We start from the raw sequence: 23,382 nt of genomic DNA, 5'->3' as shown, positions 1-23,382 counted from the left end.
CAGGCAATGAAGAGGAGGGACACCATGAATCTGGGCAACGCGGCAAATATGCCAGATATTTCGAGCAGCTCACAGCACACGTCGGGAAAGTCCGTCGAATGGCGCACAATCTTCATCGCTAGCGTCGGCGGAGGACTGGAGTTCTATGACTTCATCGTGTACGGCATTTTTGCGCCGTATATCGCCAGGTCTTTCTTTCCTTCCGGCAGCGTCGTCGTCTCGATGATTGCAACCTTCGCCACATTTGCTGTGGGTTACATGGCTCGACCGCTGGGCGGGTTGGTCCTGAGCCATATCGGAGACAAGTTCGGTCGTCGCTCGGCGTTTCAGCTTTCGCTGGTGACGATGACGGTCACTACCGCCGGAATGGCTTTTATGCCCACCTATGCAATTGTTGGGGCATCGGCGAGTGCCGCATTCGTGGTCCTGCGTTTTCTGCAAGGTGCATGTATTGGGGGGGAGCTACCCGGTGCCATCGCTTACGTCGTTGAGACTGCGCCAGGGAAAAGTGGGCTCGCGTGCGGCCTCATGTTCGCATGCGTGAATACAGGAAGTCTGGTTGCCGCGATCGTCAGCATTGTGCTCCATGCGACGTTGACCGAGCCCGATATGTTGTCGATAGGCTGGAGAATAGCGTTCCTGATCGGTGGCGTGCTCGGCGCCATTGGCGCATTGATGAGGAGGAGCTTGCGCGAGACGGAGCTTTTTCTGTCCGTTAAGGAGAAAAAACGGGCCAAGGTACCTGCGCTCGAAGTCGTTCAGGCACACCTTCCGCAGATTCTGATGGGAATCGGTATCGTAGGCCTGAATCAGGCACTCATCGCAGTGCTCAACGTGGCTATGGTTCCCTATCTGACTCAGGTGGCGTCCTATTCGGCACAAGCCGCAAGCTCGCTTGTGATGTTCTCCGTTGCCATCATGTCTGTCGCGATTGTCCTGGTAGGATATCTAAGCGATATCATCCGAAAGACGACGATTTATATTGCAGGCGCGGCGTTGATTGCTCTGGGTAGCTATCCGTTCTATACGTCAATCGCTTCTAAAGCGATAGATCCGTATGTCGCGTTCTGTCTGGCTGCGACCGCCTGCTCGTTGATCTCTGGCACCTTCGGGGTACTCGCGTCCGAGTTGTTTCCCACCAGACTGAGATTTAGTGGCCTGGCTATCTCCTACAACATTGCAGCGGCGCTGCTAGGAGGATTTACGCCACTTCTGACTTCGTTATTGACCAGAATCACAGGGAATAGTGCAGCGCCTGGATTGTTTGTCTCTATTGTCTCGGTTCTGGGTCTCATTTCAGCAATTGCAATACTGTTCAAAAGATCTGAAGATCCTGCGGCCGTGAGCCCAGAGTAGTGGTGAATTAGTCGTTCGTTCCTCTCAATTAGATGAAGCAAGCGGCTTGATGATATTAAATATCAAGCGGGTAGGCGCATTCATTGATTGAATAAAATATATATAAATCAGGAGATAAAATTGAAAAATGTACTCTTGGCATTGTGCTCGATGCTATGGGTTGCCTCATCTTATGGGCAGTCATCCGTTACGTTGTATGGCCTGATGGATGCTGGCATCACCTATACCAATAACGTCGAGAGTGGCAAGACGCATGGTGCGGATCTGCAGTTCACGTCTGGCTCGGCGCAAGGCGACCGCTGGGGCCTACGGGGAGCAGAGGATTTAGGCGACCAGGAAAAAATCATTTTTGTGCTCGAGAATGGCTTTCAGCTTTCAAACGGTGCGTTGGGACAGGGCGGTCTGGAATTCGGAAGACAAGCCTATGTCGGTGGCGCAGGACCATGGGGTACGTTGACGCTGGGTCGTCAATTCGACTTCATCGGTGATCAAATGTTTGCGTATGCGATCGGTGCGAATACTCCAGCCGGTCTGCTAGCGTGGAGTCTTCCCGCTTACGCGGCTGGCGGCTACAGCTTGGACAATCGCGTATGGGGCGATCAAGTGAACAACGCTGTCAAATACATGTCTCCGGTTGTCGCCGGTTTCTCTGCGGGCGCAATGTTCGGATTCGGCAATACGCCAGGGTCGATTGCCGCAAGCAGTTCCCAGGCTTATATCGTCAACTATCGGCAAGGCTCATTCAGTGCATCACTTGCCTATTTCGGTCAACACGATGTCAAAACAGGCGGCAACTCACGTGAGTTTGCGGGTGGCGCATCGTACGAGATCGGCGCGGCGAAGATGTTTGCGATGTTGACCGATGTTCGTTTGACTGGCGGCGATCAGGCCCGGGCAACGACTGCCGAAGCGGGTATGACCTATCGACTGACGCCAGCACTTATGCTCGGCGGCGGCGCTCAGTTTCAGAAGCGCAACAATGGACTGGGAAGCGCAAATCAACTGACACTCGTCTCGGACTACAGCTTGTCGAAGAGCACAGACGTCTACGTTATCGCGGCATTGGCGCACGATCATGCGTTTGGCGCGCAGGTTCAGGCCGCACTCGGGTCGCCCTCTGGATCCGATGTCCAGACTGGTGCGCGAATCGGTATCCGCCACCGATTCTAGCGCTTGAATGCCAGAGCAGCAGAGCATGATCGTAACCGCGGTCGGCGTAGATACGGCCAGGACGACTCAGCGGCTGGCCGCGCACGCCGCCAATCGGCACGATGTCACGACGCTCGCTCACGCACGCGCCGTCATCGCGGCATGGCATCAGGACTATCTTGCGGATGTTGCGCACACCGGAATACCGGCAGCGAAGCACGTGACGCCCTGAGCCGATCTGGAGAGTGTCAGGCACTCTGGATAATCGGCTCGGCATGAGCAGGCATAAGCATGACAAAGACGACGCAATGCAGACCTGCCTAGATCCTCCCCGAGCTATAAACTCGACGGGTCATACCCCGGCTGTTGGTAAAGCGTGTCCCACTTATCGCGAATGTCAGGATGATAGACGTCCCTGACCCAGGCCGAGGGCTGCACCACCTCGATACCCACGGAAACGGACTCCTTTCCATACCCAAGGATGCGGGTCACGGCCTTCGTGATTTCATCGGATAGCTGCTGCTTCTGCTGCTCCGACTTGCCCGGCCATAACTTGACGATGACGTGCGGCATCGTTGGCTCCCGTTAGCGTGAACCGGCGGAACTAGGATACTGATCGTCGCTGACCTGTTCGAGCCAGTCGACGACCTTGCCGTCGAGCGCTTCCTGGATGGCGATATGCGTTATCGACGTATCGGCACAAGCCCCGTGCCAATGCTTGACGCCCGCGGGAATCCAGACCACGTCGCCCGGACGTATCGTTTCGAGCGAACCACCCCAACGCTGCACAAAGCCGCAGCCCGCAGTGACGATCAGCGTCTGACCGAGCGGGTGCTCATGCCACGCAGTACGTGCACCCGGTTCGAACGTCACGCTGCCACCGGAGGCACGAGCCGGCTCGTGGGGTGGAAACAGCATGTCCACGCGAACGCTGCCCGTGAACCAGTCGGCCGGGCCCCTGGCGGAAGGAACGCTCCCGCAACGCTTGACTTCGATTTCCATTTTTCGCTTCCCGTTTCGAGGTTTGCTCATGCCAGCCGGATGCGCTACGTGGCTGATGGAGGCACTGTACTGATCGTGTGATTCATCCGGTAGCTGCTAGACTTGGCAAACGGATATGAGCCAAATTCATCATGACGAACGTTGATCTGAATGTCCTGCGGGCGTTTTTTGTCGTCGCGCGCGAGCGCAGTTTCACTCGCGCGGCGGCTCAACTCGGCGTATCGCAATCCGCGCTGAGTCATTCGATGCGCGGTCTGGAAGAGAAAATAGGCTTGCGATTGCTGACCCGGACCACCCGGGGCGTTTCGCCCACCGAAGCAGGTGAGCGCTTGTTGTCGAACGTCGGACCCTACTACGAGGGGATCGAGGCGGAACTGATGTCGCTGAGCGCGCTGCGGGGAAAGCCGGCAGGGTTGATCCGCATTTCGGCTCACGATCACGCGGCCGATACCATTCTCTGGCCCAGGTTGAAGGAGGTGTTGCTCAGCTATCCCGACATCTCGGTGGAAATCAACATCAACTACGCGATGGTCGATATCGTGGCGGAGCGGTTCGACGCGGGTGTGCGGAGCGGCGATCTGATCGCACAGGACATGATTGCCCTACGTATCGGTCCCGACTTCAAAATGGCAGTCGTTGGTTCACCTGACTATCTGATGTCGAATCGGCCGCCGGTCACACCGCATGATCTGGCGGCTCATCACTGCATCAATCTTCGTCTTCCGACGCGCGGCGGATTGTATGCCTGGGAATTCGCAAGGAAGCGCGAAGCATTGCACGTGAACGTCAGTGGTCAATTCATCTTCAATACGACACCGCAAATGCTTGACGCCGCGCTGGAAGGATACGGACTTGCCTACGTGCCCCATGATCTGGCTGCTCCGTATCTGGCCGAGGGGCGGCTCGCGAGCGTGCTCGACGCATGGTGTCCGACGCTGCCCGGCTATCATCTTTACTATGCGAGTCGACGGCAAACATCGCCGGCGTTTGCCGTGATCGCCGATGCGCTTCGCTACCGTGGTTGAAGCGCGCGCACCTTTCCGTGCTGCGGTTTTTTCGCCCGCATACCCATGGAGCAGGTCATGGCGACGATGACTCTCTCACCCACTCATGCCTCGCACCGAGATCGCTCGAACCCGCACCGCCATGGACGCTGAAATGTCGCCGTCGCGCGCCACCCGGCTGGGCCGCGCCTTTGAAGTTTTCACGGTCTTTCTGAAGCTTGGGCTGACGAGCTTCGGTGGCCCGATTGCCCACATCGGCTACTTTCGCCGCGAGTTCGTCGAGCGACGCCGCTGGCTGGACGACGAGACTTTCACCGATCTGGTGGGGCTTTGCCAGTTTCTGCCTGGACCGGCGAGCAGTCAGGCGGGCTTTTCGATCGGGCTGCTGCGGGCCGGGTGGGCCGGCGGTCTCGCCGCCTGGTGCGGCTTCACGCTGCCGTCGGTGTTCGCGATGCTGGCCTTTGCGACCATCGCGCCGAATCTGGGCGGCCGGGTCGGCACGGGGGTGATTCACGGCCTGAAACTGGTGGCGGTTGCCGTGGTGGCCCAGGCCGTCTGGGATATGGCGCGGCGCCTGTGTCCCGATCTGCGTCGCGCGGCGATCGCGCTGGCCAGCGTGGTGCTGCTGAGCCTTCTGTCCACCGCTTACGCGCAACTCGCGGTAATCGGCATGGGTGCCTTGCTTGGCCTTGCACTGTGCCGAACCGGGGACGTGCAAGCGGCGCGTAACATGACGCGGCACCCGGGCGAATTCCATGTATCTCGAAGGGCGGGTCTTGCCGCATTGATCGCGTTTGGTGTCCTGCTGTTCGGACTGCCGATGCTGAATGTGCCCGGAGCCGCGCAGGGCGTACGCGTATTCGAGGCGTTCTACCGCTCGGGCGCGCTGGTCTTCGGCGGTGGACACGTGGTGCTTCCGCTGCTGCAGCATGAGACGGTTTCGACAGGGTGGATCGCGCCGGGCGACTTTCTTGCCGGATATGGTGCGGCCCAGGCTGTGCCGGGTCCGCTATTCACCTTTGCGGCCTTCCTTGGCTGGATGATGGCCGCGCCGCCCAGGCACTGGAGCGGCGCGCTGCTGGCGACTTTGGGTATCTTTCTGCCGGGCCTGCTGCTGGTCCTTGCGGCGTTGCCGTGGTGGCAGGCGCTGCGTGCCCGTCCGGCAATGTCGGCAGCGCTCGCGGGTGTCAATGCCGCCGTCGTCGGTCTGCTGGCCGCCGCACTTTACTTACCGGTATGGACGAGCGCGGTTCGCACCCAGGCCGATTTCGCCACGGCATGCATCGGGTTCTGTCTTCTGACTCGATGGAAAGTGCCGCCGCTCGCGGTCGTTGTCTTCTGCATCGCAGCCGGCGTGGTGCAAGGCGTTCTGCACCAGGCGATGTAACGGCTCAGCCGGCCTTGCCGTGGCGGCGTGCCACCTGACGACCGGTATGGCGGCATCGTCCGGGGGCAAGCGGGTATTTGTCAAGATGATGAAATTCAATCGTCAGACATTTTTACCGCAGTGGTATGGTGATTCCGCCTATCCGGCAAGTCGAATTGACCGTGTATTTGTATCGCGTTACGCTGTGGCGCCAGCCCAGTCGGTTTTTATCAACCACGCACCAGCGAGGTGATTCCACAAGCGCGATGCAAGGGAAGTCTGTACACGGCTATGAAAAGCGAACTCTTCGACGACCTCGTCACCACTTCTGCAGCGGGTTCGCCTGACGCGATTTTCCTCGTGAACGAGCGGGGGCGCATCCTGCATGTCAGTCCGGTGTGCGAGGATATATTTGGCTACGTACCGGGCGATTTCGTCGATCAGTTCATCATCGACTTCGTGGTGCCAGCCGATCAGGACGCCACACTCAGAGAGGCGCGAGAGGTGCTGGCCGGCCGCAAGCGGGTCGGTTTTGAAAACCGTTATCGACACAAGGACGGACGCGATGTCTACGTCACGTGGTCGGCGCGCTGGCTGGAGCACGAGCGCCTGCGCGTCGGGGTAGCTCGCGACGTGACCGAGCTGCGTCGCCGGGACGCTTCCCCCCTGGCGCTGTTGTCGCTTCTTGCGCCGCATGAACGCAAGGTGCTCGACCTGCTGCTGACCGAGGCGTCGGAGAAACAGATCGCCGAGCGGCTGGGCCTTGCTGCCTCGACCACGCATTCCTATATCACCGGAATCTTTCGCAAATACGGCGTGCGGGGCCGGGCGGGCTTGATGAGCTTATGGCTCAAGCATCTCTCGAGCAGCATCGCACAGGCGCACGAAAGGTAAGGGCGGTTCTCCTCGCGCGGAAAAAGTAGCCGCCGGCAAGCCCTACCCGCAATATCCGCGAGTCAGCCTTGTCAAGCGGCATTCGCCGCGCAGAGCCCGCCGCTTTTACACGCGTTTTCTGGGCTCCTGTCGGGTTCTCTCAGGTCTCTAGCGATGCCGTTTTTTGTGGCTTACCGGTCGGGTTTCCCGCATCGCCCGCGATGCGGTTAGCCTGTATGCAGGAACGGATGCTATCCGAAACGGTTTGCCGAACCTATCCTGCTAATCAGAGGGTTTCCTTCGCCTGAATTCTCCGCCTGGAATTTCCGGCACGCCAACGCCAATGCCAACGCGCGAAACAAACGTGGCGTTGCGAGCGACGGTTGATCTGTTCACCGTCTGTAATCCGGGTTGTTAATCAGCCAGCCATACAAAAAAGCGAAAATAACCATTCAATCCACGGAACGACGGATAATCGCCTTCGCCTCGATACTGTCGGGGGCGGCTTTGGCAGCCTGAGCGGGGATCGTCGTCGAACGGCGGCGCCAAAGCGCGTTGTCCGCACAATCGGCGGCCCATCTGGACCACGTAATGGGGATGACATGAATGGCTGAGCAGCAGCGTTTGACAGGCGAAACCCCGGACATGGCCGTACCTCGGGCCGGTGCGTTACCGCGGGCGGCCGGAACAGGCTCGACGCACGAGACCCACGAGACGCAAGCACGGCGTATTCGCGTCGGGCTCTAGGGCAACCGTCAAGGCAACTTTCAAGGCAAACCCCGGCGCGAACTCAATACAGATTCAGCGCGGAAAAAGCATGGAGAAGAAGAGGTCAGCCGTTGATGCTAGCCGGCACCTACGACCCGCTACTCGTCGTTTGCTCGTTGCTGGTGGCGAGCCTCGCATCGTTTACGGCGCTCGACCTGACGCGGCGCATCGCAACGGCCAGGGGCCGGGCCGCGCGCTGGTGGCTGGCAGGCGGCGCCTGCGCCATGGGCGTCGGCATCTGGTCCATGCATTTCATCGGCATGCTGGCGTTCAGCCTGCCGATTCCCCTCGGCTACGATCCGGCGATCACCGTTTTGTCGCTATTGATCGCCATCGCCGCGTCGGCGTTCGCGCTGCGGCTCGTCTCCCATGCATCGCTGCCGCGCCTGCATCTGGGCGTGGGCGCGTTGTTGCTCGGGATCGCCATCGCCGGCATGCACTATACGGGCATGGCGGCGATGCGCATGTCGCCGGGTATCGAGTACGACCCGCTGCTGTTCGCGCTATCCCTCGTCATTGCGGTGCTCGCGTCCGCGGTGGCGCTCTGGATTGCCTTTCACCTGCGCCGCCAGACCCCGAGAATCCGGTATTTGCGGGCCGGCGCCGCGCTGCTCATGGGCGGCGCGATCGTCGGCATGCACTTCACGGGCATGGCCGCCGCGCGGTTCCCGCTCGGCAGCCTGTGCGGCGCGGCGCACGGCGGCATGAACAAGGGCTGGCTGGCCGTCGTCATCATCGTCGCGACGTTGGCGATTCTCGCGATCACGCTGATCATTCTGGTGCTCGACCTGCGGTTGGAAGCCGAGACCGCCGTGCTGGCGACCTCGCTGGCGGAAGCGAACGAGGAACTGACTTATCTCGCGCTCCACGATACGCTGACCAAGCTGCCGAATCGCGTGCTGCTGCACGACCGCCTCGAACAGGCGATTCAGCAGGCGGGCCGGGACCAGCGCCGCTTTGCTCTGCTGTTCATGGACCTCGACAGCTTCAAGCCGGTCAACGACGCGTTCGGCCATCACGTGGGCGACCTGCTGCTCGTCGCGTTTGCGCAGCGCATTCGCGACAACATCCGCGTGCAGGATACGGCGGCGCGCGTCGGCGGCGACGAGTTCGTGCTGCTGGCCGGTATCGGCGATCACGCGGATGCGGCCAGCATTGCGGAAAAACTCGTCAGGGCGGTCGAAGAACCGTTCGAGGTCGAGGGCCAGGAACTGAGGGTCTCGACCAGTATCGGCATCGCCATCTATCCCGACGACGGCGAGCATCAGGACGATCTCCTGAGCAACGCGGATGCGGCGATGTATCACGCGAAGGGCTTGGGGCGCAATCGCTACTGCTTTTTCGAAGCCTCGATGAACGTCAACGTCGAGGCGCAGATGCAGCTCGTGCAGGACCTGCGTCTGGCGCTCACGCGAGGCGAGCTGATTCTCCACTATCAGCCCAAATTCGATGCGGCGAGCGGCGAGGTGACCGGCGCCGAGACGCTGGTGCGCTGGATGCACCCGACGCGCGGGTTGATTGCGCCGGGCCAGTTCGTTCCCGTCGCCGAAAAAACCGGGCTGATCGTGCAAATCGGCGATTGGGTTCTCGATGAAGCCTGCCGGCAACTGAGCGAATGGCACAGGCTGGGTCGAACGGACTGGTCGATCGCGGTCAATCTCTCGGCCTTGCAGTTCCGGCACGCGGGGCTGTTCGAGACGGTACGCAATACCCTCGCACGCCACGCGCTCGATCCCGGCTGCCTGACGCTGGAAATTACCGAATCGACCGCGATGTCCGATGTGGAGACGGGTCTTGAGATCCTCATGCAATTGAGGAAGATGGGCGTGCGGATTTCGATCGACGATTTCGGCACGGGCTATTCCAGCCTGCTGTATCTGAAGCGCCTGCCCGCGGCCGAACTCAAGATCGACCGCGGCTTTGTCCGCGATCTCACGCATGACACGGAAGATGCCGCGATCGTCTCGGCGATCATCGCGCTGGGGCAAACGCTCAATCTGAAGATCGTCGCGGAGGGCGTGGAAACCGTCGAGCAACAGGCGTTTCTGGCCGGGCTCGGCTGCGATGCCCTGCAGGGCTTCCTGCTCGGCAAGCCGATGGCGGCGGAGGATTTCATCGAGGCGTTCCCGCTTCCGGAGCAGGAGCAGGTGCTGGCCGACCCGGATGCGGCATCTATCGATGGACCTTGAAGACCTTCAGGCAGGGCTCAACCCAAGGCTCAATCGGGGCTCAATCGAGGCTCATTCGGGGCTCAATCGGCACAACGGCGAACGTATCGACTCCGGGGAAAGAGCGCCGCCCGTTGGCGCCAGGCTCGGCGTGGCCACCGGGGCAGACGCAAGGGCTTTTCTTTCATATCCATCTGTTCGCGCTGTCACGCCACTGGAGTAAGCTGTGCGCTTTGCGCATTCGTCAAAAGGGACAGGGGTTTATGCGGCGTGTGATATTCAATCAGAAGGGTGGGGTCGGCAAATCGACGATCGTCTGCAACCTGGCCGCCATTAGCGCCAACGAAGGCCAGCGGACGCTCGTGATCGATCTCGATCCGCAGGCCAATTCGAGCCAGTATCTGCTCGGCGAACAGGCGCGGGATCTCAAGCCCGGCGTCGCCGATTTCTTCGAAACGGCCCTGAATTTCAGCTTCCGGCCGACGCCCGCCTCGACGTTCGTCCATCCGACGCCGTTCGAGAATCTCGACGTGATGCCCGCGCATGCCGATCTCGATGCGCTGCACGGCAAGCTCGAATCGCGCTACAAGATCTACAAGCTGCGCGACGCACTGAACGAACTCGATGCGTACGACGAGATTTATATCGACACGCCGCCGGCGCTGAATTTCTACACGCGTTCCGCGCTGATCGCGGTCGAGCGTTGCCTGATTCCGTTCGACTGCGATGATTTTTCGCGCCGCGCGCTCTACGCGCTGCTCGACAACGTCAAGGAGATTCAGCAGGACCACAATGCCGCGCTCGAAGTCGAGGGAATCGTGATCAACCAGTTCCAGCCGCGCGCGAGCCTGCCGGTGAAGCTCGTCGAGGAACTCGTCAGCGAGGGGCTGCCGGTGCTGGACTCGCGCTTGTCGGCGTCGGTGAAGATTCGCGAGTCCCATCAGTATGCGCGGCCGATGATTCACTACGATCCGCGTCATAAGCTCACCCAGGAGTTTACGGCCTTGCATCGGGAACTGGCCGGGTAGTCCGGTCGGCGGGTCCGATGCATGCCGCCGGCTCATGACCGGCTTAGGGTCGACTTAGGGCCGACTCAGGTCTCGCTCCAGACCCGCAGCAGATTGTGATAGATGCCGACGAGCGAGCGGCGCGACGCGTTATCGGCGTTCGTCGCGTTGAGCCGCTGGATCGTGTTGTCGAGTTCGAACAGCAGCGCGCGCTGGTTATCGTCGCGCACGAGGCTCTGGACCCAGAAGAAGCTCGCGAGCCGCACGCCGCGCGTGACCGGCACGACGTGATGCATGCTCGTCGCCGGATAGAGGATCGCGTCGCCGGCCGGCAGCTTGACTTCGTGCGCGCCGTAGGTGTCCTCGATTCGCAGTTCGCCGCCGTCGTACTCGTGCGGCTCGGACAGGAACACCGTGATCGACACGTCGGTGCGGACCTTGAGGCCCGAGCGCAGCACGCGCACTGCGCCGTCGATGTGCGAGCCGAAGGTCATGCCGCCCGAGTAGCGGTTGAAATGCGGCACGTACGCGCGATTCGGCAGCGCCGCGCTGATGAAGAACGGATGGCGCTCGGTCGCCGCGAGCACGCGGTCGGCGAGTTCGCGCGTGATGGGCGCTTCTTCGTCGAGCTGCTGGTTCTGCTTGACCTCCGCGCCGTGATAGCCGGCCGTCGCGCGGCCGTCGACCCACGGGCTGTCGGGCGCTTCGAGCGCGCCGCGAATGTAGCGCACGGTGTCGGCGTCGAGCAGGCTGGGAATCCGGATGAGCATGATGATTCCTTTGGCCCGGCCAGGCGGCGCGGCAGCGGCGCGCGCATCCGGCCGGACGCGTTCCGGCCTTAATAGAACCGGTAGTTGAAGGTAGCCAGCAGCGTGCGCCCGATGCCGGGCACCGAGCGTCCGCCGTCGGACGCGATCAGCTGGTCGTAATAGAGCTTGTTGGTGAGGTTCAGCAGGTTGAGCTGAACGTCGTACCGCTTCGTATGATAAGCCGCCATCGCGTCGACCCGAACGTAGCTCGGCACCTTCACGACGTTGTCGGTGGCCGGGTAGCGCGACGACATGTAGATCGGCCCGCCGCCGATTTCCCAATGCTCGACCGGCTGGTACGTGACCCACAGCGTCGCCATGTGGCGCGGCGTGTTCGGCAGCGTATTGCCCTGCGTGCCGTCGAGCGCCTTGACGATCTCGCTGTCGAGATAGGTATAGCCGCCGTAGATCTGCCACTTGCTGCCGAGGCGGCCGGTCGCGCCGATCTGGTAGCCGCGTACGCGCGTGTCGCCGTCGAGCGTATAGGTGCCGTCGCCGTTCTGCGTGCGGGTGTTGCTCTGCTCGATCTGGAACAGCGATTGCGAAATCGACAGATTGCCGTCGAGCAGATCCCACTTGCTGCCGATCTCGTACGACTTGCTGTGTTCGGGCGCGAGGTTCTGCGTGCCCGAGGTCAGCGTGAGCGCTTCGAGCGACGGGTCGAACGACGTGCCGTACGAGAAGTAGTACGACTGCCAGTCGGTGGGCTGATAGATAAGGCCCGTGCGCACGCTGGTGAAGTAGTTCGTCTGGCTGGCGTAGGCCGGCGCCGTCGTCGTGTTGGCGATGCTGGCCTGGAAGCGGTCCCAGCGCACGCCGCCGACCACTTTCCAGTGCTCGCCGAGCGAGATCGTGTCGTTCACGTAGGCGCCGAACGAATTCGCCGACGACTCCGCGAGGTTGTCGAGCGTCTGCACGGAGCCGGCCGGGCGAGGATTGTAAGGCGGGTCGAGCAGCGGCACGATCGCGATCGTGCCGCTGCCCTTCGGCATGCCGGGGCCGGTCACGCGATAACCCTGATTGGTGTAGGTCTCGTGGCCGAGATCGATGCCTGCGACGACCTTGTGCTTGATCCAGCCGCTGCCGAGCGTGCCTTCGATATCGGTCGAGTTGTAGATCGAATGATTGTCGATGACGCGGTCGCGGCTCACGAGGCCGACGTAAAGCGACGAGAGCGGCAGGTCGGTGAAGTTGCCCGCCCCGAGTGCCGGCGAGTTGGCGAACGGGCCGGTAAATAGACCCCGTTTCAGGCTCGTTTCGCGGGCGTCGGTGTCGGTATGGCTGAGCTGCGCCTGATTGCGCAGCACGAAGCCGTTTTCGAACCGATGGATGTAGCGGCCGGTCACGGTCTGATTGTCCTGCAGGGTCCGGTCGTCGGTGAAGCCGTAGAAGGTCGAGCGGCCGACCGGCGCGGGCGCGCCGTTGACCGACTGCACGCCGTAGTCGGCCATGTCCCGGTTGTGCTGGATCAGCGCGGACAGCGTGAACTCGTTCGGCGTGCCGATCCCGAAGCTCACGGTCGGCGCGATGCCGTAGTCCTTGCTCGACATCACGTCGCGCGTGCCGTGCAGCGACTGGCCGAACGCGTTGATGCGGAACGCGGATGTATCGGTGAGCGGCTGGTTGAAGTCGACCGAGGTGCGATAGTGGTCGTCGGTGCCGATCGTCGTCGAGACCGAGGCCGATTTCGTCAGGTTGGCCTGCTTCGTCACCTGATTGATGACGCCGCCCGTGGAGCCGCGGCCGAAGTAGAGCGAGGAGGGGCCGTACAGGACGTCGATCGATTCCAGGTCGAAGGTGTCGCGATAGTACTGGCCGCGGTCGCGAAAGCCGTCGAGATAGATGTCGTTGTTGGCGGTGAAGCCGCGCAGATTGATGTTGTTGCCGATCACGCCGCCTTCGGCCGCGCCGATCGTGACGCCCGGCACGTTGCGCAGCGCGTCCGAGAACGACGTGACGCCTTGCGACTGCATCAGTTGCTGGTTGACGACCGTGACCGCCTGCGGAATATCGTGCACGTCGGTCGACACGCCGGTGATGTTCGTGCGGTCGGTCTGGAAGCCGGTGCTTTCCGCATGCCCCGTCACTTGAACCGTAGGCAGCGTCTGCGGCTGGCTCGATGCGCTGTCCGCTGGAGCGGCGGCAGAGGACGAGGCAACCGGGGACGATGCGGCGGCGGGTGCGGCGGTGTTCGTCTGCGCGAAGGCGGAAGTCGCGATGGGCGCGCAAAAGAGACCCATCACCGCGATAGCGAGCGGAGTTTTGGTCAGCATCTGGTATGTCTGGAGTGTGGATTTATTAGCCAACGCCTTGGCCCACGCTTTCCAGACGGCCCTCTGATTCGCCCCAGGGGCGAGTGCTGACGCTGCTGCGCAATGCGGCTTTACGGCGTTGTTGTCTTGGCACTCAACCGGTCTTGCTGGCTGGTCCGGCGTCGCGGGGAGCGACGGGACAACTGGCTTGCAACAGCACCTGAATGAGAATCGTTACTATGCCTTATGTAGTTTCTTAACTCAACAGAAATAATCTTTCATTTTTCTTTCTGTATTATTTCTGCATCATTTTCGCGTGAAGGCGGGTTTATTTCTGAATGGCCGGTTTTAGCGGTTGTATTTTTCAGATTGGATGGTCTTGCTCATGCGCTCCGTCGCGGCTGTTTTGCACATCGCGATGGCGGTGGGCAGCATCGAGCCGCCGCCCCATTCATGCGAGGCCGATTTCTCGCATTGCGTGTCGCGGCGTTTTTTCCATGCGGCGATCTTTCTCTCCAGAACGGCTTTGCAGGCTGTCGATGATCCGGCCGTCGCATCCACGATGTGCGCCAGTTTCTGTTCCGCCACGATCTGATCGCGCCATGCGCAGAAATTCATATTGGTCTGGTTGTCGTCGCAATGGGATAAGGCCGCGCTGACCTCGCTCGCGGGCAGGCCGCTGCGCGTCGCGATCTCGCTGACCGGATCGGGGGCGGCGGCCCATGCGGAAGTGCTGATAAACGTCAGCGCGAGGATCAGATGTTTCATCGCTGGTGTTGCGTGATGAACGGTGCGGCTTCTTCGCGGCGGCGATGGATTAAGCCTGACATGCTCACCACTCGGAGTTGGATGAGAGCAATCTAGCAGACCTTGCAAAGGGAAGCGCGTTTCGCGAACGATTTTGGGCCTTCGCCTATCGAGCCCCCAACGCCACGAACCGCTCCAGATGATGATCCTCATCGCCCAACTGATGATCGATCATCACGAGCCGCTTCGCGTAATGAGCGAGCCGCAATTCCCACGTCATGCCGATCCCGCCGTGCAGCTGGATGCACTCCTGCGCGACCAGCGTGCCGATCCGGCCGATGCTGTACTTTGCCGCCGACACCGCGCGCTCGCGCGCCTTGCGTTCGCCATCGAGCGCGGCGGCCGCGTTGATGACCGCCGAGCGTGCCTGCTCGATCTCGAGCAGCAGATCGGCCATGCGGTGCTGCAGCGCCTGGAAGCTGCCGATCGGCACGCCGAACTGCTTGCGCGTGCGCAGGTATTCGAGCGTGTCGTCTTTGGCGACATCCATCGCGCCGAGCGCTTCCGCGCAGAGCGCGAGCACGCCGCAGCTCACCGCGTATTCGAGCGTCGCGAAGCCTTCATCGGCTGAGCCGAGTACGGCGTTCGCGCCGAGCGTGACGTGGTCGAACGTCACTTCGGCAGCACGGCCGCCGTCGATCTTGCGATAACCGCGCACGTTGACACCGGCCGCCTCGCGCGGCACGAGAAAGAGCGTGAGGCCCGCTGCGGCATCGTCGGCGCCGCTCGTGCGCGCCGACACCAGAAAGACCGCCGCCTGCTCGCCATGCTGAACCACGGCCTTCGCGCCGTTCAGGGTCCAGGCATCGTCGTGCCGCTGCGCGCGCGTCGCGCTCACGCGAGCGAGTTCGTAATGACTGTCCGGCTCGCCATGCGCGAGCGCGGCGATACGCGAGCCGTCGATCAATGCGACCAGCTCCGCTTTCTGCGCCGCGCTGCCGCTGCGCGCGAGCGCGCGGCCGACGATCAGCGTATCGAGAAACGGCTCGACGACGAGCCCGCGCCCCAAGCTCTCGAACACGACGGCGATATCGAAACCGCCGCCGCCGAAGCCGCCGCTCGCTTCATCGAACAGCGCGCCGACGATGCCGAGTTCCGCGAAGCGTTGCCACAGTTCAGGGCTGAAGCCTTGCGCCGAGCGCGCGATGCGGTCGCGCGTCTCGAAGCCGTATTGTTCGCTGACGAAGCGGTTCAGCGTGTCCGCCAGCATGCGGCGGTCTTCGGTGTGCCGAAAATTCATGACGTGGGTCTCTCAGAGTCCGAGGATCATTTTGGCAATGATGTTCTTCTGGATTTCGTTCGAGCCGCCGAAGATCGACAGCTTGCGATTGTTGAGGTACAGCGCCGCCGCGCTCGCGGCTTCGTCGGGGCCGACCGGCACGCCGTCGAAACCTTCGTACAGCGCTTCTTCGACGAACGGCTGCGCATAGGCGCCCATCGCGCGGCGCGTGAGCGATGAAATCTCCTGGCGAATTTCGGTGCCGCGAATCTTCAGCATCGAGCTTTCGGCGCCGGGCACGCCGCCGCCCGCGACTGCCGCGATCACGCGCAGGTTGGTCGTCTTCATGTTCTCGAGATCGATCTCGACGCGCGCCATGCGTGCCGCGAACGCTGGGTCTTCGGCGAGCGGGCGGCCATTGCGGCGCTGCTGCGCGGCGATCTGGCGCAGACGGTTGAAGGCGGCCACCGAGAAGCCGACACCCGCGATATTGGTGCGCTCGTACGTAAGCAGATATTTCGCGTAGGTCCAGCCCTTGTTCTCTTCGCCGACGAGATTCTCCGCGGGCACGCGCACGTCGGTGAAAAACACTTCGTTGACTTCATGCTCGCCGTCGAGCGTGATGATCGGCCGTACTTCGACGCCGGGCGTGTTCATGTCGATCAGCAGAAAGCTGATGCCTTCCTGCTTGCGCACGTCGGTCGCGGTGCGCACGAGGCAGAAGATCATGTTCGCGTAGTGGCCGAGCGTGGTCCACGTCTTCTGGCCGTTGACGACGTAATGCTCGCCGTGCGCATCCTGGCCGCGCACGGCCGTGGTTCTGACCGAGGCGAGATCGGAGCCCGCGCCCGGCTCCGAATAGCCTTGGCACCACCAGTCTGAGCCGTCGAGAATGCGTGGCAGCCAGTGCCGTTTCTGCGCCTCGCTGCCGTATCGGATCAGCACCGGCCCGAGCATGTTGACGCCGAACGGCACGATGCGCGGCGCGCCGGCCAGCGCGCATTCGTTCTCGAAGATGAATTTCTGCACCGCGTTCCAGCCCGGGCCGCCATATTCCTGCGGCCAGTGGTTCGCGAGCCAGCCCTGCGCGTTGAGAATCGCGTGCCACTCGGCCATGTCGTCGCGCGTGAGGCGGCGGCCGCCGTGCACTTTATCGGCGAGACGCCGCGGGAGCTTTTCGCGCAGAAAGGCCAGCACGTCGGCGCGAAACGCTTCTTCTTCGGGGGTGAAGTTCAGATCCATCGCGGGGTCTTCCATCCATGTTCGTGGGGGCTGATGCGCATTCTGGAGTGGTCAACGTTGATTGACAATGGCATGCCCGATTGACAGACTGTCAAAATTATTTTGACAAAGGCGCCGCGATGGACGTCAATTCCCTGACCCTGCTCGTGGACATTCTCGACGCCGGCAATCTGAGCGAAGCCGCGCGCCGGCTCAAGATGAGCCGCGCGAACGTCAGCTATCACCTGAATCAGCTGGAGCGCTCGATCGGTGTGCAGCTGGTGCGGCGCACGACGCGCCGCGTCGAGCCGACCGAGATCGGTCTGCGCCTCTACGAGCATGGCCGCACGATCCAGAACGCGCTGCTGGCCGCGCGCGAGTCGGTCGCGACGCTCGGGCAAAGCCTGCAGGGCCACGTGCGGCTGAGCGTGCCGAGCGGCTACGGCCAACTCGTGATGTCCGACTGGCTGATCGCGTTCAAGCGTCTGCATCCGGGTATCGTGCTCGACGTGATGTTCGAGAACCGCGTCGAAGACCTGCTGCGCGATGAAGTCGACATCGCCGTGCGCGTCATGTCCGAGCCGCCGCAGAACCTCGTCGCGCGCGACATGGGGCCGGTCAGATATGTCGCGTGCGCCTCGCCCGGCTTCGCGCACACGCACGGCATGCCCGCGACGCTCGACGACCTGCGCGCCGCGCCGCTGATTAGCGCGGCCGTGATCGGCAGGCAGTTGCGGCTGGCCGCGTATCTGCGCGACGAGCGCCACGAGGTGCTGCTCGAACCGACGATCATCTTCGAGAACTTTCTGTTTTTACGCGAGGCGCTGCTCGCGGGGCTCGGCGTCGGCATCGTGCCCGACTACGTGGTGCAGGACGATCTGCAACGCGGCGCGGTGCTGACCGCGCTCGACGAATGGCGCCTCAGCATCTTCGGCACGCACATGTACATGCTGTATATGCCGAACCGGCACCACACGCGCGCGGCCGCGACGTTCATCGAGTTCATGCTCGCGCAGGCGCACGGCGCGGGCAGGGGCGCCGCCGCGTGAGACGGGCGGCTATGCGCCGAGCTTGCGCCCGAGCGCGGTCCTGAGCATCGGCACGCCGACGCGCAGCAGCTTGCGTACGCCTTCATCGCGGCCGACTTTCTGCACCGCGTTGTCGATCATCGTCTGCATCACGTTGGCCGGATAGAATTCGCCAAACCGGCGGTTCGCGCCGCTCTGCTCGAACACGTGATGCAGGAACGAACCGGCAGGCGGACCGATACGCTTGAAGAGCGCCATCTTCACGACGCGGTTGTTCCACAGGTGCAGCGTGTACGCGTCGGAGCACAGCGCCGCGCATTCCTCGAAATGGCGCGGCAGGAACGGCTTGTAGTAATCGTCGAAGTGGACCGGGTAGAACAGGCTCTCGGGCAAGCCGGCCTTGACGCCGTAGACCGCGGTCAGCAGGCGCGGGCCGGTGTCGCCCCATTTGATTTCGGTGCCCTGCATCGCCTTGACTCGCTTGAGCAGTTCGTACAGACGCGGCGAGTCGGGATCGAGCCGCAGTATCGCCGTGCAGATGCTGGACGGCGTTTCCTTGCCGATCAGGTCGCCCTTCGCGTTGAGATCGAAATCGCGCAGCAGCAGCATGTCCGTGTCGACCCAGATTTCGTCGGTCTTCGTGAACATCGCGAAGCGGAAATAGTCGGTGAAATGCGCCATCGACGGCACGCCTTGAATCGGAAAGGCGTTCAGCGTGTCGGGAGGCAGAATCGCGCGCGCGTCTTTCGCGCTCACGCCGGGCGGCAGATTGGCGATCGGCTCGTAGCTATAAAGCGCGACCTCGCTGCCATAGAGGGTGAACGATTGCAGACACGCGACTTCGTAAGGGGAGAGTTCCGGGCCGTGCCAGAACGATGCGAACCTTGCCTTGCTCATAAGCCATCCGTGGAAAAATCATCTGGCACGACCAGCCTGGTGGCCTCTCTGGAGGTTAGACGCGCGCGGCACAGGTCTGACGTAAAGGGCCGTAATCGCACAGGAGTTGTCGCAAAACGTTGAGTCGATCGCTGCGGTGCGAGGGGGTACATGCGATAGGGCGCGGGGGCCGCGCTTCCCCGGACGTAGCCAACGCCCCTGAACACGAGCGCCTGCACGCGAGTCCGCACCGACCCGCGTGCTACGATGCCCAGTCCCACTACGCACGACATCGGAGACCTGGATGCGTCCGGAAAGCGCCGTTCGTTTCGACAAGGAGTTCGCGCCGCGCATCGCCGAGGCGATCGGCGCATGTTTCGCGAAGACCGTGCATACCGAAGTGCTGCCGTATGGCGGGCACGGTCAGCCGACCCGCGTGCGGATTCATGCGACGCCGCTCGATGAACTCGGTCACTACGCGCATCCGCTGAATCTTTACCTGACCTGGGACAGCGACGAAATCGAACGACTGATGGGCGAGCAGGGTGCGGCGCGCTTCGCCGGCTATCTCGCCGCGCTGCCGCGCAAGCTCAAGGCGTGGACCCAGGCGCGCGAACTCGATTTCCTCACGCATACGCAGGGCGAACCGGTCGCGCTGCTCGGCGGGCTCGATTTCGAATCGTAGGCAGGGCGCGCCGATCTACGCGCCCGGTTAGGCGCGTGCGTGCATCGGTAATCGGCAATCGGCAGGCCCAATAAAACAACGGCCGCTGCGACATCGATCGCAGCGGCCGTTGTTTTTACCGCGGGACTCGCGTGACGTCGAGCCGCCGTTTAGCTACCCAAAGCCGGATCGCTCATGCTGCTCTTGCCGGTTTCCACGTGACCGGCAAGGCGCCGCGCAAACGATGCATCGGTGTCGACCGTGATCGACAGGTCGTACCAGCCGTGAGCGTTGCGCAGATCGAGGTATAGCTGATCGGTATCGCCGCCGCGCACCGAATGCCGGATCGCATTGTGCGGATCGTACGCATTGACGATCATGAACTGGCAACGCGCGCTGCCCGTGTTTTCCAGACGCAGTTGCAGATTGCCGTTGGCGACGTCGTAACCCTCGGCGATATCCGGTTGCGCGATCTCCTTGCGTTCCCACCAGCTGCTGCGCGCGACGACCTTGCCCGCGAAGCGGCGCAGGAAGCCGTTCGGACCGTGCACGGTGAAGTCGTAGGTGCCGTCCGCGTTGAGCGGCAAGGTGTCCTGCAGGTGCTTGCCGGCTTCGACCGTATAGCTGAGCGGCGCGGCGGCGCCGTTCGTCACGTAGACGAGGAACACCGCGCCCGCGCGGCCGGTATTGATGAAGCGCATCGTCAGCTTGCCGTTCGAGCCTTCGTCGGCGCGCACGAACAGTTCATACGGCAACGCGCGCGCGGGACGCACGCCGGGCTCCTGCTGCGGCACGGCCTGGGCCGCGGGCGGCTGCGGGATGTAATCCGGATGACGGTTCTGATCGGGCGGCACGTACGAGGTCGTGCTCGGCAGCGACGGCAGGTTGGCGTTCGGATTGCTGAAGTTGAAGGCCGAGGTCAGATCGCCGCACACCGCGCGACGCCACGGCGTGATGTTCGATTCGCCGAGGTTGTGATGTTCGCCGAAACGCTTTTCGATGAAGCGGATCACCGAGGTGTGGTCGAACGTTTCCGAGCAGACGTAGCCGCCTTTCGACCACGGCGAGACCACCAGCATCGGCACGCGCGGGCCGAGCCCGTACGGCGCGGCGGGCGTCTTCGCATCGCCGGGATAGATTTCGTGCGTGATGCTGACGGTCGACAGGCCGTTCGCGCTCGACGCCGCCGGGAACGGCTGCGCGAGGTGATCGAAGAAGCCGTCGTTCTCGTCGTAGTTGATGAGCAGCACGGTCTTGCTCCACACCTCGGGGTTCGACGTGAGAATCTGCAGGACCTGATCGATGTACCACGCGCCGTAGTTCGACGGCCAGTTCGGATGTTCCGAATAGGCTTCGGGCGCGACGATCCACGAGACTTGCGGCAGCGTGTTGTTCTGCACGTCGCGCTTGAGGATGTCGAAATAGCCGTCGCCGTTCGCCGCGTTGGTGCCGGTGCGCGCGTTGTCGTAGAGCGGGTTGCCCGGCTGCGCGTTGCGATACTGGTTGAAGTAGAGCAGCGAGTTGTCGCCGTAGTTGCCGATGTACGCGTTCTGCGTCCAGCCCCACGAGCCGTTCGCGTCGAGCCCGTTGCCCATGTCCTGATAGATCTTCCACGAGATGCCGGCGTTCTGCAGCACCTCGGGGTAGGTCGACCAGCCGTAGCCGAGTTCCGAATTGTCGATCACCGGGCCGCCGCCGCTGCCGTCGTTGCCGACCCAGCCGCTCCACATGTAGTAGCGGTTCGGATCGGTCGGGCCCATCAGCGAGCAGTGATACGCATCGCAGATCGTGAACGCGTCGGCGAGCTGATAGTGAAACGGGATGTCCTCGCGCGTGAGGTAGGCCATCGTCGTCGCGCCTTTCGCGGGCACCCACTGATCGTTGCGGCCGTTGTTCCAGGCCGCGTGCGTGGTGCCCCAGTCGTGCGCGAGATCCTGCAGGAATTGCAGGCCGAGGTTCGGCGCGGTGGGACGGAACGGCAGCACGTAATTGGCGCCGGCGGCATCGGTGGTGAGCGGCTGATACCAGACCGGCTGGCCGCTCGCGAGGTTGATCGCACGCGTGTCGCCGAAACCGCGTACGCCCTTGAGCGTGCCGAAGTAATGATCGAACGAGCGGTTCTCCTGCATCAGCACGACGATGTGCTCGACGTCGCGGATCGTGCCGGTGCAGTTGTTCGCCGGAATGGCGAGGGCGTTGCGGATGCCGGGCGGCAGCATGCTCAACGCGGTGAAGGAACCGGCGGCTTGCGCGGCCGAGCGCAGAAAATCACGGCGATTTTTTGAGGTCATGGTTCTGGCTTTGATCTTCGGTGGAGGAAAGTGCACTGCGAAGATGCACTGTGACGATGCGTCGCGCGCGGAAAGAGTGGCCGCTCACCGCGCGCGGCGCGGAACTCAATCCACGGTGTGGATGACGGGGCTCGCGAGCGGCGCGCGCGACGCATCGGCGGCGGACAGTGCCGTGCCGGCGTCGGAAGCGGGGGGCGCGGGAGTCTGGATCGTGAGCGTCGCCGGTGCGGGGGCGGCCGGCGGCGCGGCGGCAAAGCTGCTGGTGCCGGCGCTGTTATCGCTTTGCGCGGCGCGCTGTTCGGTCGTCGAGCCGAGCGTGCTCGTGTCGGCGGGTGGGTCGTCGTGGCTGCATGCGGTGCCGAGTGCGCAGAGCGAGACGATCGCAAAAGCATGAGCCAAACCGGGAGCCAAACGTTTGCACGGCAATGCACGACTCAGCTTCGGCACGAAGGGCATGTCACTCTCTCCAATGTGAGGAAGGGACGCCAGGGCATCGATGTGCCGAGGTCAGCGATGCCGCAGCATAATCGCCGATCCGTGTAATTTTTATGAAGTATTGGTAAGGAAGCGGCGCTGCCCTGTGCTGGTGCTGATGTCGATGGCCGCGCCGGTTGCGTTGGTTGCTTCCGTCGCGCGGTTTATCGCTGTGCTGCGATGAATGCCGCGATCGCGTCGTCGAGCGGGGCCGGTGCGTCGCGATGCGGCGAGTGCCCGCAGGCGGCGAGCTTGACGAGCTGCGCATGCGGCACGCGTGCGGCGATCGTGTCGATCTGCGCCATCGTGCCGTAGTTGTCGTCGTGGCCCTGGATCGCGAGCAGCGGCTGGCGAATCGAGGCGAGCGTATCGACAATGCGCCACTGTCTGAACGCGGGATTCAGCCAGATATCGTTCCAGCCATAGAAGGCCGAATCGACGTCGGCGTGGTGGCGCGCGAGCTTGTCGCGCAGGTCGGTGGTTTCGTAGAGCTGCTTCGTTTGCGCGATGCTGGCCACCGAGAGGTCTTCGACGAACACATGCGGCGCCATCACGACCACGCCCGCGAGTGCCTCGGGATACAGCGCCGCGTAGAGCAGCGCGATCGAGCCGCCGTCGCTATGGCCGATCACCCACATGCGCCGGCGTTGCCGCGCATCGATGCCGAGCGCGTCGAGCAGCGCGGGGAGAATGTCGCGGGCCTGCTCGGTCATGAAGTCGACCGGCCATTTCACGTGGGGCGCGCGCGGCGTCGAGAGTCCATAGCCCGGCCGCGAATAGACGAGCCCGCGCAGGCCGAGCCGTTCGCACAAGCGTTGCGGCCAGTCGCGCCACATCGACACCGAGCCGAGTCCTTCGTGCAGGAACAGCGCGAGCGGTGTGTCGTCTGCGCGCTGGGCCGCCGGTTCGTTGAGCCAGCGATACTCGATGCGCAACGCGTCATGCGCCGCGCTCGCGGGCAGTTCGGCAAAGCGGCTCGCGCCGGCGGCGGGGGCGGGCGTAGCGGGAGCGGCAGCCGTTGCGGGGTTCGGCATGAATGGATCACCTT

The 23,382-nt window shown here is 62.8% G+C and carries 20 protein-coding genes; 9 read left to right on the top strand and 11 right to left on the bottom strand.

Features of this window, described 5'->3' with window-relative positions; translation table 11 throughout:
• The first annotated feature begins 24 nt into the window (after window positions 1-24).
• Window positions 25-1,356 (top strand): MFS transporter, encoded by a 1,332-nt coding sequence (locus F3J19_RS17405; protein WP_167043512.1) that lies wholly within the window; start codon window positions 25-27, stop codon window positions 1,354-1,356.
• Between the two features lie 120 nt (window positions 1,357-1,476).
• Window positions 1,477-2,526 carry a porin gene (locus F3J19_RS17400; RefSeq protein WP_240159021.1) on the top strand — a complete coding sequence of 350 codons (1,050 nt, stop codon included), beginning with the start codon at window positions 1,477-1,479 and terminating at the stop codon, window positions 2,524-2,526.
• Window positions 2,527-2,841: 315 nt separating this feature from the next.
• On the opposite strand, the gene F3J19_RS17395 is transcribed toward F3J19_RS17400, so the two are convergent.
• The gene (locus F3J19_RS17395) at window positions 2,842-3,078 is read right to left on the bottom strand and encodes a tautomerase family protein (RefSeq protein ID WP_167043510.1); all 237 of its coding nucleotides are present in this window, start codon (window positions 3,076-3,078) and stop codon (window positions 2,842-2,844) included.
• A 12-nt stretch (window positions 3,079-3,090) separates the two neighbouring features.
• On the bottom strand, window positions 3,091-3,501 hold the full coding sequence (locus tag F3J19_RS17390; RefSeq protein ID WP_167043586.1) for a cupin domain-containing protein: 411 nt from the start codon (window positions 3,499-3,501) through the stop codon (window positions 3,091-3,093).
• Between the two features lie 137 nt (window positions 3,502-3,638).
• Between F3J19_RS17390 and F3J19_RS17385 the strand changes: the two genes are divergently transcribed.
• From F3J19_RS17385 to F3J19_RS17365, 5 genes are all read left to right on the top strand, one after another.
• The gene (locus tag F3J19_RS17385; protein WP_167043508.1) at window positions 3,639-4,532 is read left to right on the top strand and encodes a LysR family transcriptional regulator; all 894 of its coding nucleotides are present in this window, start codon (window positions 3,639-3,641) and stop codon (window positions 4,530-4,532) included.
• 121 nt (window positions 4,533-4,653) lie between these two features.
• Window positions 4,654-5,898 (top strand): chromate efflux transporter, encoded by a 1,245-nt coding sequence (gene chrA, locus F3J19_RS17380; protein ID WP_167043505.1) that lies wholly within the window; start codon window positions 4,654-4,656, stop codon window positions 5,896-5,898.
• 270 nt (window positions 5,899-6,168) lie between these two features.
• Window positions 6,169-6,771: a PAS domain S-box protein gene (locus F3J19_RS17375; RefSeq protein WP_167043503.1), complete on the top strand. Its 603-nt coding sequence runs from the start codon at window positions 6,169-6,171 to the stop codon at window positions 6,769-6,771.
• 821 nt (window positions 6,772-7,592) lie between these two features.
• Window positions 7,593-9,707: a bifunctional diguanylate cyclase/phosphodiesterase gene (locus F3J19_RS17370; RefSeq protein WP_167043501.1), complete on the top strand. Its 2,115-nt coding sequence runs from the start codon at window positions 7,593-7,595 to the stop codon at window positions 9,705-9,707.
• A 242-nt stretch (window positions 9,708-9,949) separates the two neighbouring features.
• Window positions 9,950-10,714, top strand: coding sequence for a ParA family protein (locus F3J19_RS17365; protein WP_167043499.1), 765 nt, complete (start codon window positions 9,950-9,952; stop codon window positions 10,712-10,714).
• 65 nt (window positions 10,715-10,779) lie between these two features.
• Here the strand turns inward: F3J19_RS17365 and F3J19_RS17360 are convergent, their stop codons facing one another.
• The 5 genes from F3J19_RS17360 to F3J19_RS17340 form a co-directional block, all read right to left on the bottom strand.
• Window positions 10,780-11,463 (bottom strand): Fe2+-dependent dioxygenase, encoded by a 684-nt coding sequence (locus F3J19_RS17360; RefSeq protein ID WP_167043497.1) that lies wholly within the window; start codon window positions 11,461-11,463, stop codon window positions 10,780-10,782.
• 68 nt (window positions 11,464-11,531) lie between these two features.
• A complete protein-coding gene (locus F3J19_RS17355) occupies window positions 11,532-13,775 on the bottom strand; it encodes a TonB-dependent siderophore receptor (RefSeq protein WP_167043495.1) in 2,244 nt (747 codons plus the stop codon).
• Window positions 13,776-14,102: 327 nt separating this feature from the next.
• Window positions 14,103-14,714, bottom strand: a complete 612-nt coding sequence (locus F3J19_RS17350; RefSeq protein ID WP_240159020.1) for a lysozyme inhibitor LprI family protein — start codon at window positions 14,712-14,714, stop codon at window positions 14,103-14,105.
• Window positions 14,668-15,801 (bottom strand): acyl-CoA dehydrogenase, encoded by a 1,134-nt coding sequence (locus tag F3J19_RS17345; RefSeq protein ID WP_167043492.1) that lies wholly within the window; start codon window positions 15,799-15,801, stop codon window positions 14,668-14,670. The genes F3J19_RS17350 and F3J19_RS17345 overlap by 47 nt, the downstream gene beginning before the upstream one ends.
• A 12-nt stretch (window positions 15,802-15,813) precedes the next feature.
• The gene (locus tag F3J19_RS17340; protein WP_167043583.1) at window positions 15,814-17,022 is read right to left on the bottom strand and encodes an acyl-CoA dehydrogenase family protein; all 1,209 of its coding nucleotides are present in this window, start codon (window positions 17,020-17,022) and stop codon (window positions 15,814-15,816) included.
• Window positions 17,023-17,141: 119 nt separating this feature from the next.
• On the opposite strand from F3J19_RS17340, the gene F3J19_RS17335 reads away from it, so the two are divergent.
• Entirely contained in the window at window positions 17,142-18,050 is a 909-nt protein-coding gene (locus F3J19_RS17335; RefSeq protein ID WP_167043490.1) for a LysR family transcriptional regulator, read from the top strand.
• Between the two features lie 9 nt (window positions 18,051-18,059).
• On the opposite strand, the gene F3J19_RS17330 is transcribed toward F3J19_RS17335, so the two are convergent.
• Window positions 18,060-18,926 (bottom strand): hypothetical protein, encoded by an 867-nt coding sequence (locus F3J19_RS17330; protein ID WP_167043488.1) that lies wholly within the window; start codon window positions 18,924-18,926, stop codon window positions 18,060-18,062.
• Between the two features lie 283 nt (window positions 18,927-19,209).
• Here F3J19_RS17330 and F3J19_RS17325 point away from each other — a divergent pair, with 283 nt between their 5' ends.
• A complete protein-coding gene (locus F3J19_RS17325; RefSeq protein ID WP_167043486.1) occupies window positions 19,210-19,590 on the top strand; it encodes a DUF5594 family protein in 381 nt (126 codons plus the stop codon).
• A 149-nt stretch (window positions 19,591-19,739) separates the two neighbouring features.
• Here F3J19_RS17325 and F3J19_RS17320 read toward each other — a convergent pair whose 3' ends face one another.
• The 3 genes from F3J19_RS17320 to F3J19_RS17310 all read right to left on the bottom strand — a co-directional run bounded on the left by F3J19_RS17320 (window position 19,740) and on the right by F3J19_RS17310 (window position 23,368).
• Window positions 19,740-21,860: a phospholipase C, phosphocholine-specific gene (locus F3J19_RS17320; RefSeq protein WP_167043484.1), complete on the bottom strand. Its 2,121-nt coding sequence runs from the start codon at window positions 21,858-21,860 to the stop codon at window positions 19,740-19,742.
• Window positions 21,861-21,965: 105 nt separating this feature from the next.
• The gene (locus F3J19_RS17315; protein WP_240159018.1) at window positions 21,966-22,259 is read right to left on the bottom strand and encodes a hypothetical protein; all 294 of its coding nucleotides are present in this window, start codon (window positions 22,257-22,259) and stop codon (window positions 21,966-21,968) included.
• Window positions 22,260-22,498: 239 nt separating this feature from the next.
• Complete coding sequence (locus tag F3J19_RS17310; RefSeq protein WP_167043480.1) at window positions 22,499-23,368, bottom strand: alpha/beta fold hydrolase; 870 nt, start codon at window positions 23,366-23,368, stop codon at window positions 22,499-22,501.
• Between the last annotated feature and the right edge of the window lie 14 nt (window positions 23,369-23,382).

This window comes from Burkholderia sp. Ax-1724 (assembly GCF_011752995.1).
GTDB lineage: Bacteria > Pseudomonadota > Gammaproteobacteria > Burkholderiales > Burkholderiaceae > Paraburkholderia.
The sequence above is the reverse complement of the archived record's forward strand: the minus strand, read 5'-3'. Positions and strand labels throughout refer to the sequence as shown.

Excerpts from the sequence above, each read along its gene's own strand:
- F3J19_RS17405 (WP_167043512.1), top strand. The coding sequence starts at position 25 with ATGAATCTGGGCAACGCGGCAAATATGCCAGATATTTCGAGCAGCTCA.
- F3J19_RS17395 (WP_167043510.1), bottom strand. The coding sequence starts at position 3,078 with ATGCCGCACGTCATCGTCAAGTTATGGCCGGGCAAGTCGGAGCAGCAG.
- F3J19_RS17385 (WP_167043508.1), top strand. The coding sequence starts at position 3,639 with ATGACGAACGTTGATCTGAATGTCCTGCGGGCGTTTTTTGTCGTCGCG.
- chrA (WP_167043505.1), top strand. The coding sequence starts at position 4,654 with ATGGACGCTGAAATGTCGCCGTCGCGCGCCACCCGGCTGGGCCGCGCC.
- F3J19_RS17375 (WP_167043503.1), top strand. The coding sequence starts at position 6,169 with ATGAAAAGCGAACTCTTCGACGACCTCGTCACCACTTCTGCAGCGGGT.
- F3J19_RS17370 (WP_167043501.1), top strand. The coding sequence starts at position 7,593 with ATGCTAGCCGGCACCTACGACCCGCTACTCGTCGTTTGCTCGTTGCTG.
- F3J19_RS17365 (WP_167043499.1), top strand. The coding sequence starts at position 9,950 with ATGCGGCGTGTGATATTCAATCAGAAGGGTGGGGTCGGCAAATCGACG.
- F3J19_RS17360 (WP_167043497.1), bottom strand. The coding sequence starts at position 11,463 with ATGCTCATCCGGATTCCCAGCCTGCTCGACGCCGACACCGTGCGCTAC.
- F3J19_RS17355 (WP_167043495.1), bottom strand. The coding sequence starts at position 13,775 with ATGCTGACCAAAACTCCGCTCGCTATCGCGGTGATGGGTCTCTTTTGC.
- F3J19_RS17350 (WP_240159020.1), bottom strand. The coding sequence starts at position 14,714 with ATGAGGATCATCATCTGGAGCGGTTCGTGGCGTTGGGGGCTCGATAGG.
- F3J19_RS17345 (WP_167043492.1), bottom strand. The coding sequence starts at position 15,801 with ATGAATTTTCGGCACACCGAAGACCGCCGCATGCTGGCGGACACGCTG.
- F3J19_RS17340 (WP_167043583.1), bottom strand. The coding sequence starts at position 17,022 with ATGGATCTGAACTTCACCCCCGAAGAAGAAGCGTTTCGCGCCGACGTG.
- F3J19_RS17335 (WP_167043490.1), top strand. The coding sequence starts at position 17,142 with ATGGACGTCAATTCCCTGACCCTGCTCGTGGACATTCTCGACGCCGGC.
- F3J19_RS17330 (WP_167043488.1), bottom strand. The coding sequence starts at position 18,926 with ATGAGCAAGGCAAGGTTCGCATCGTTCTGGCACGGCCCGGAACTCTCC.
- F3J19_RS17325 (WP_167043486.1), top strand. The coding sequence starts at position 19,210 with ATGCGTCCGGAAAGCGCCGTTCGTTTCGACAAGGAGTTCGCGCCGCGC.
- F3J19_RS17320 (WP_167043484.1), bottom strand. The coding sequence starts at position 21,860 with ATGACCTCAAAAAATCGCCGTGATTTTCTGCGCTCGGCCGCGCAAGCC.
- F3J19_RS17310 (WP_167043480.1), bottom strand. The coding sequence starts at position 23,368 with ATGCCGAACCCCGCAACGGCTGCCGCTCCCGCTACGCCCGCCCCCGCC.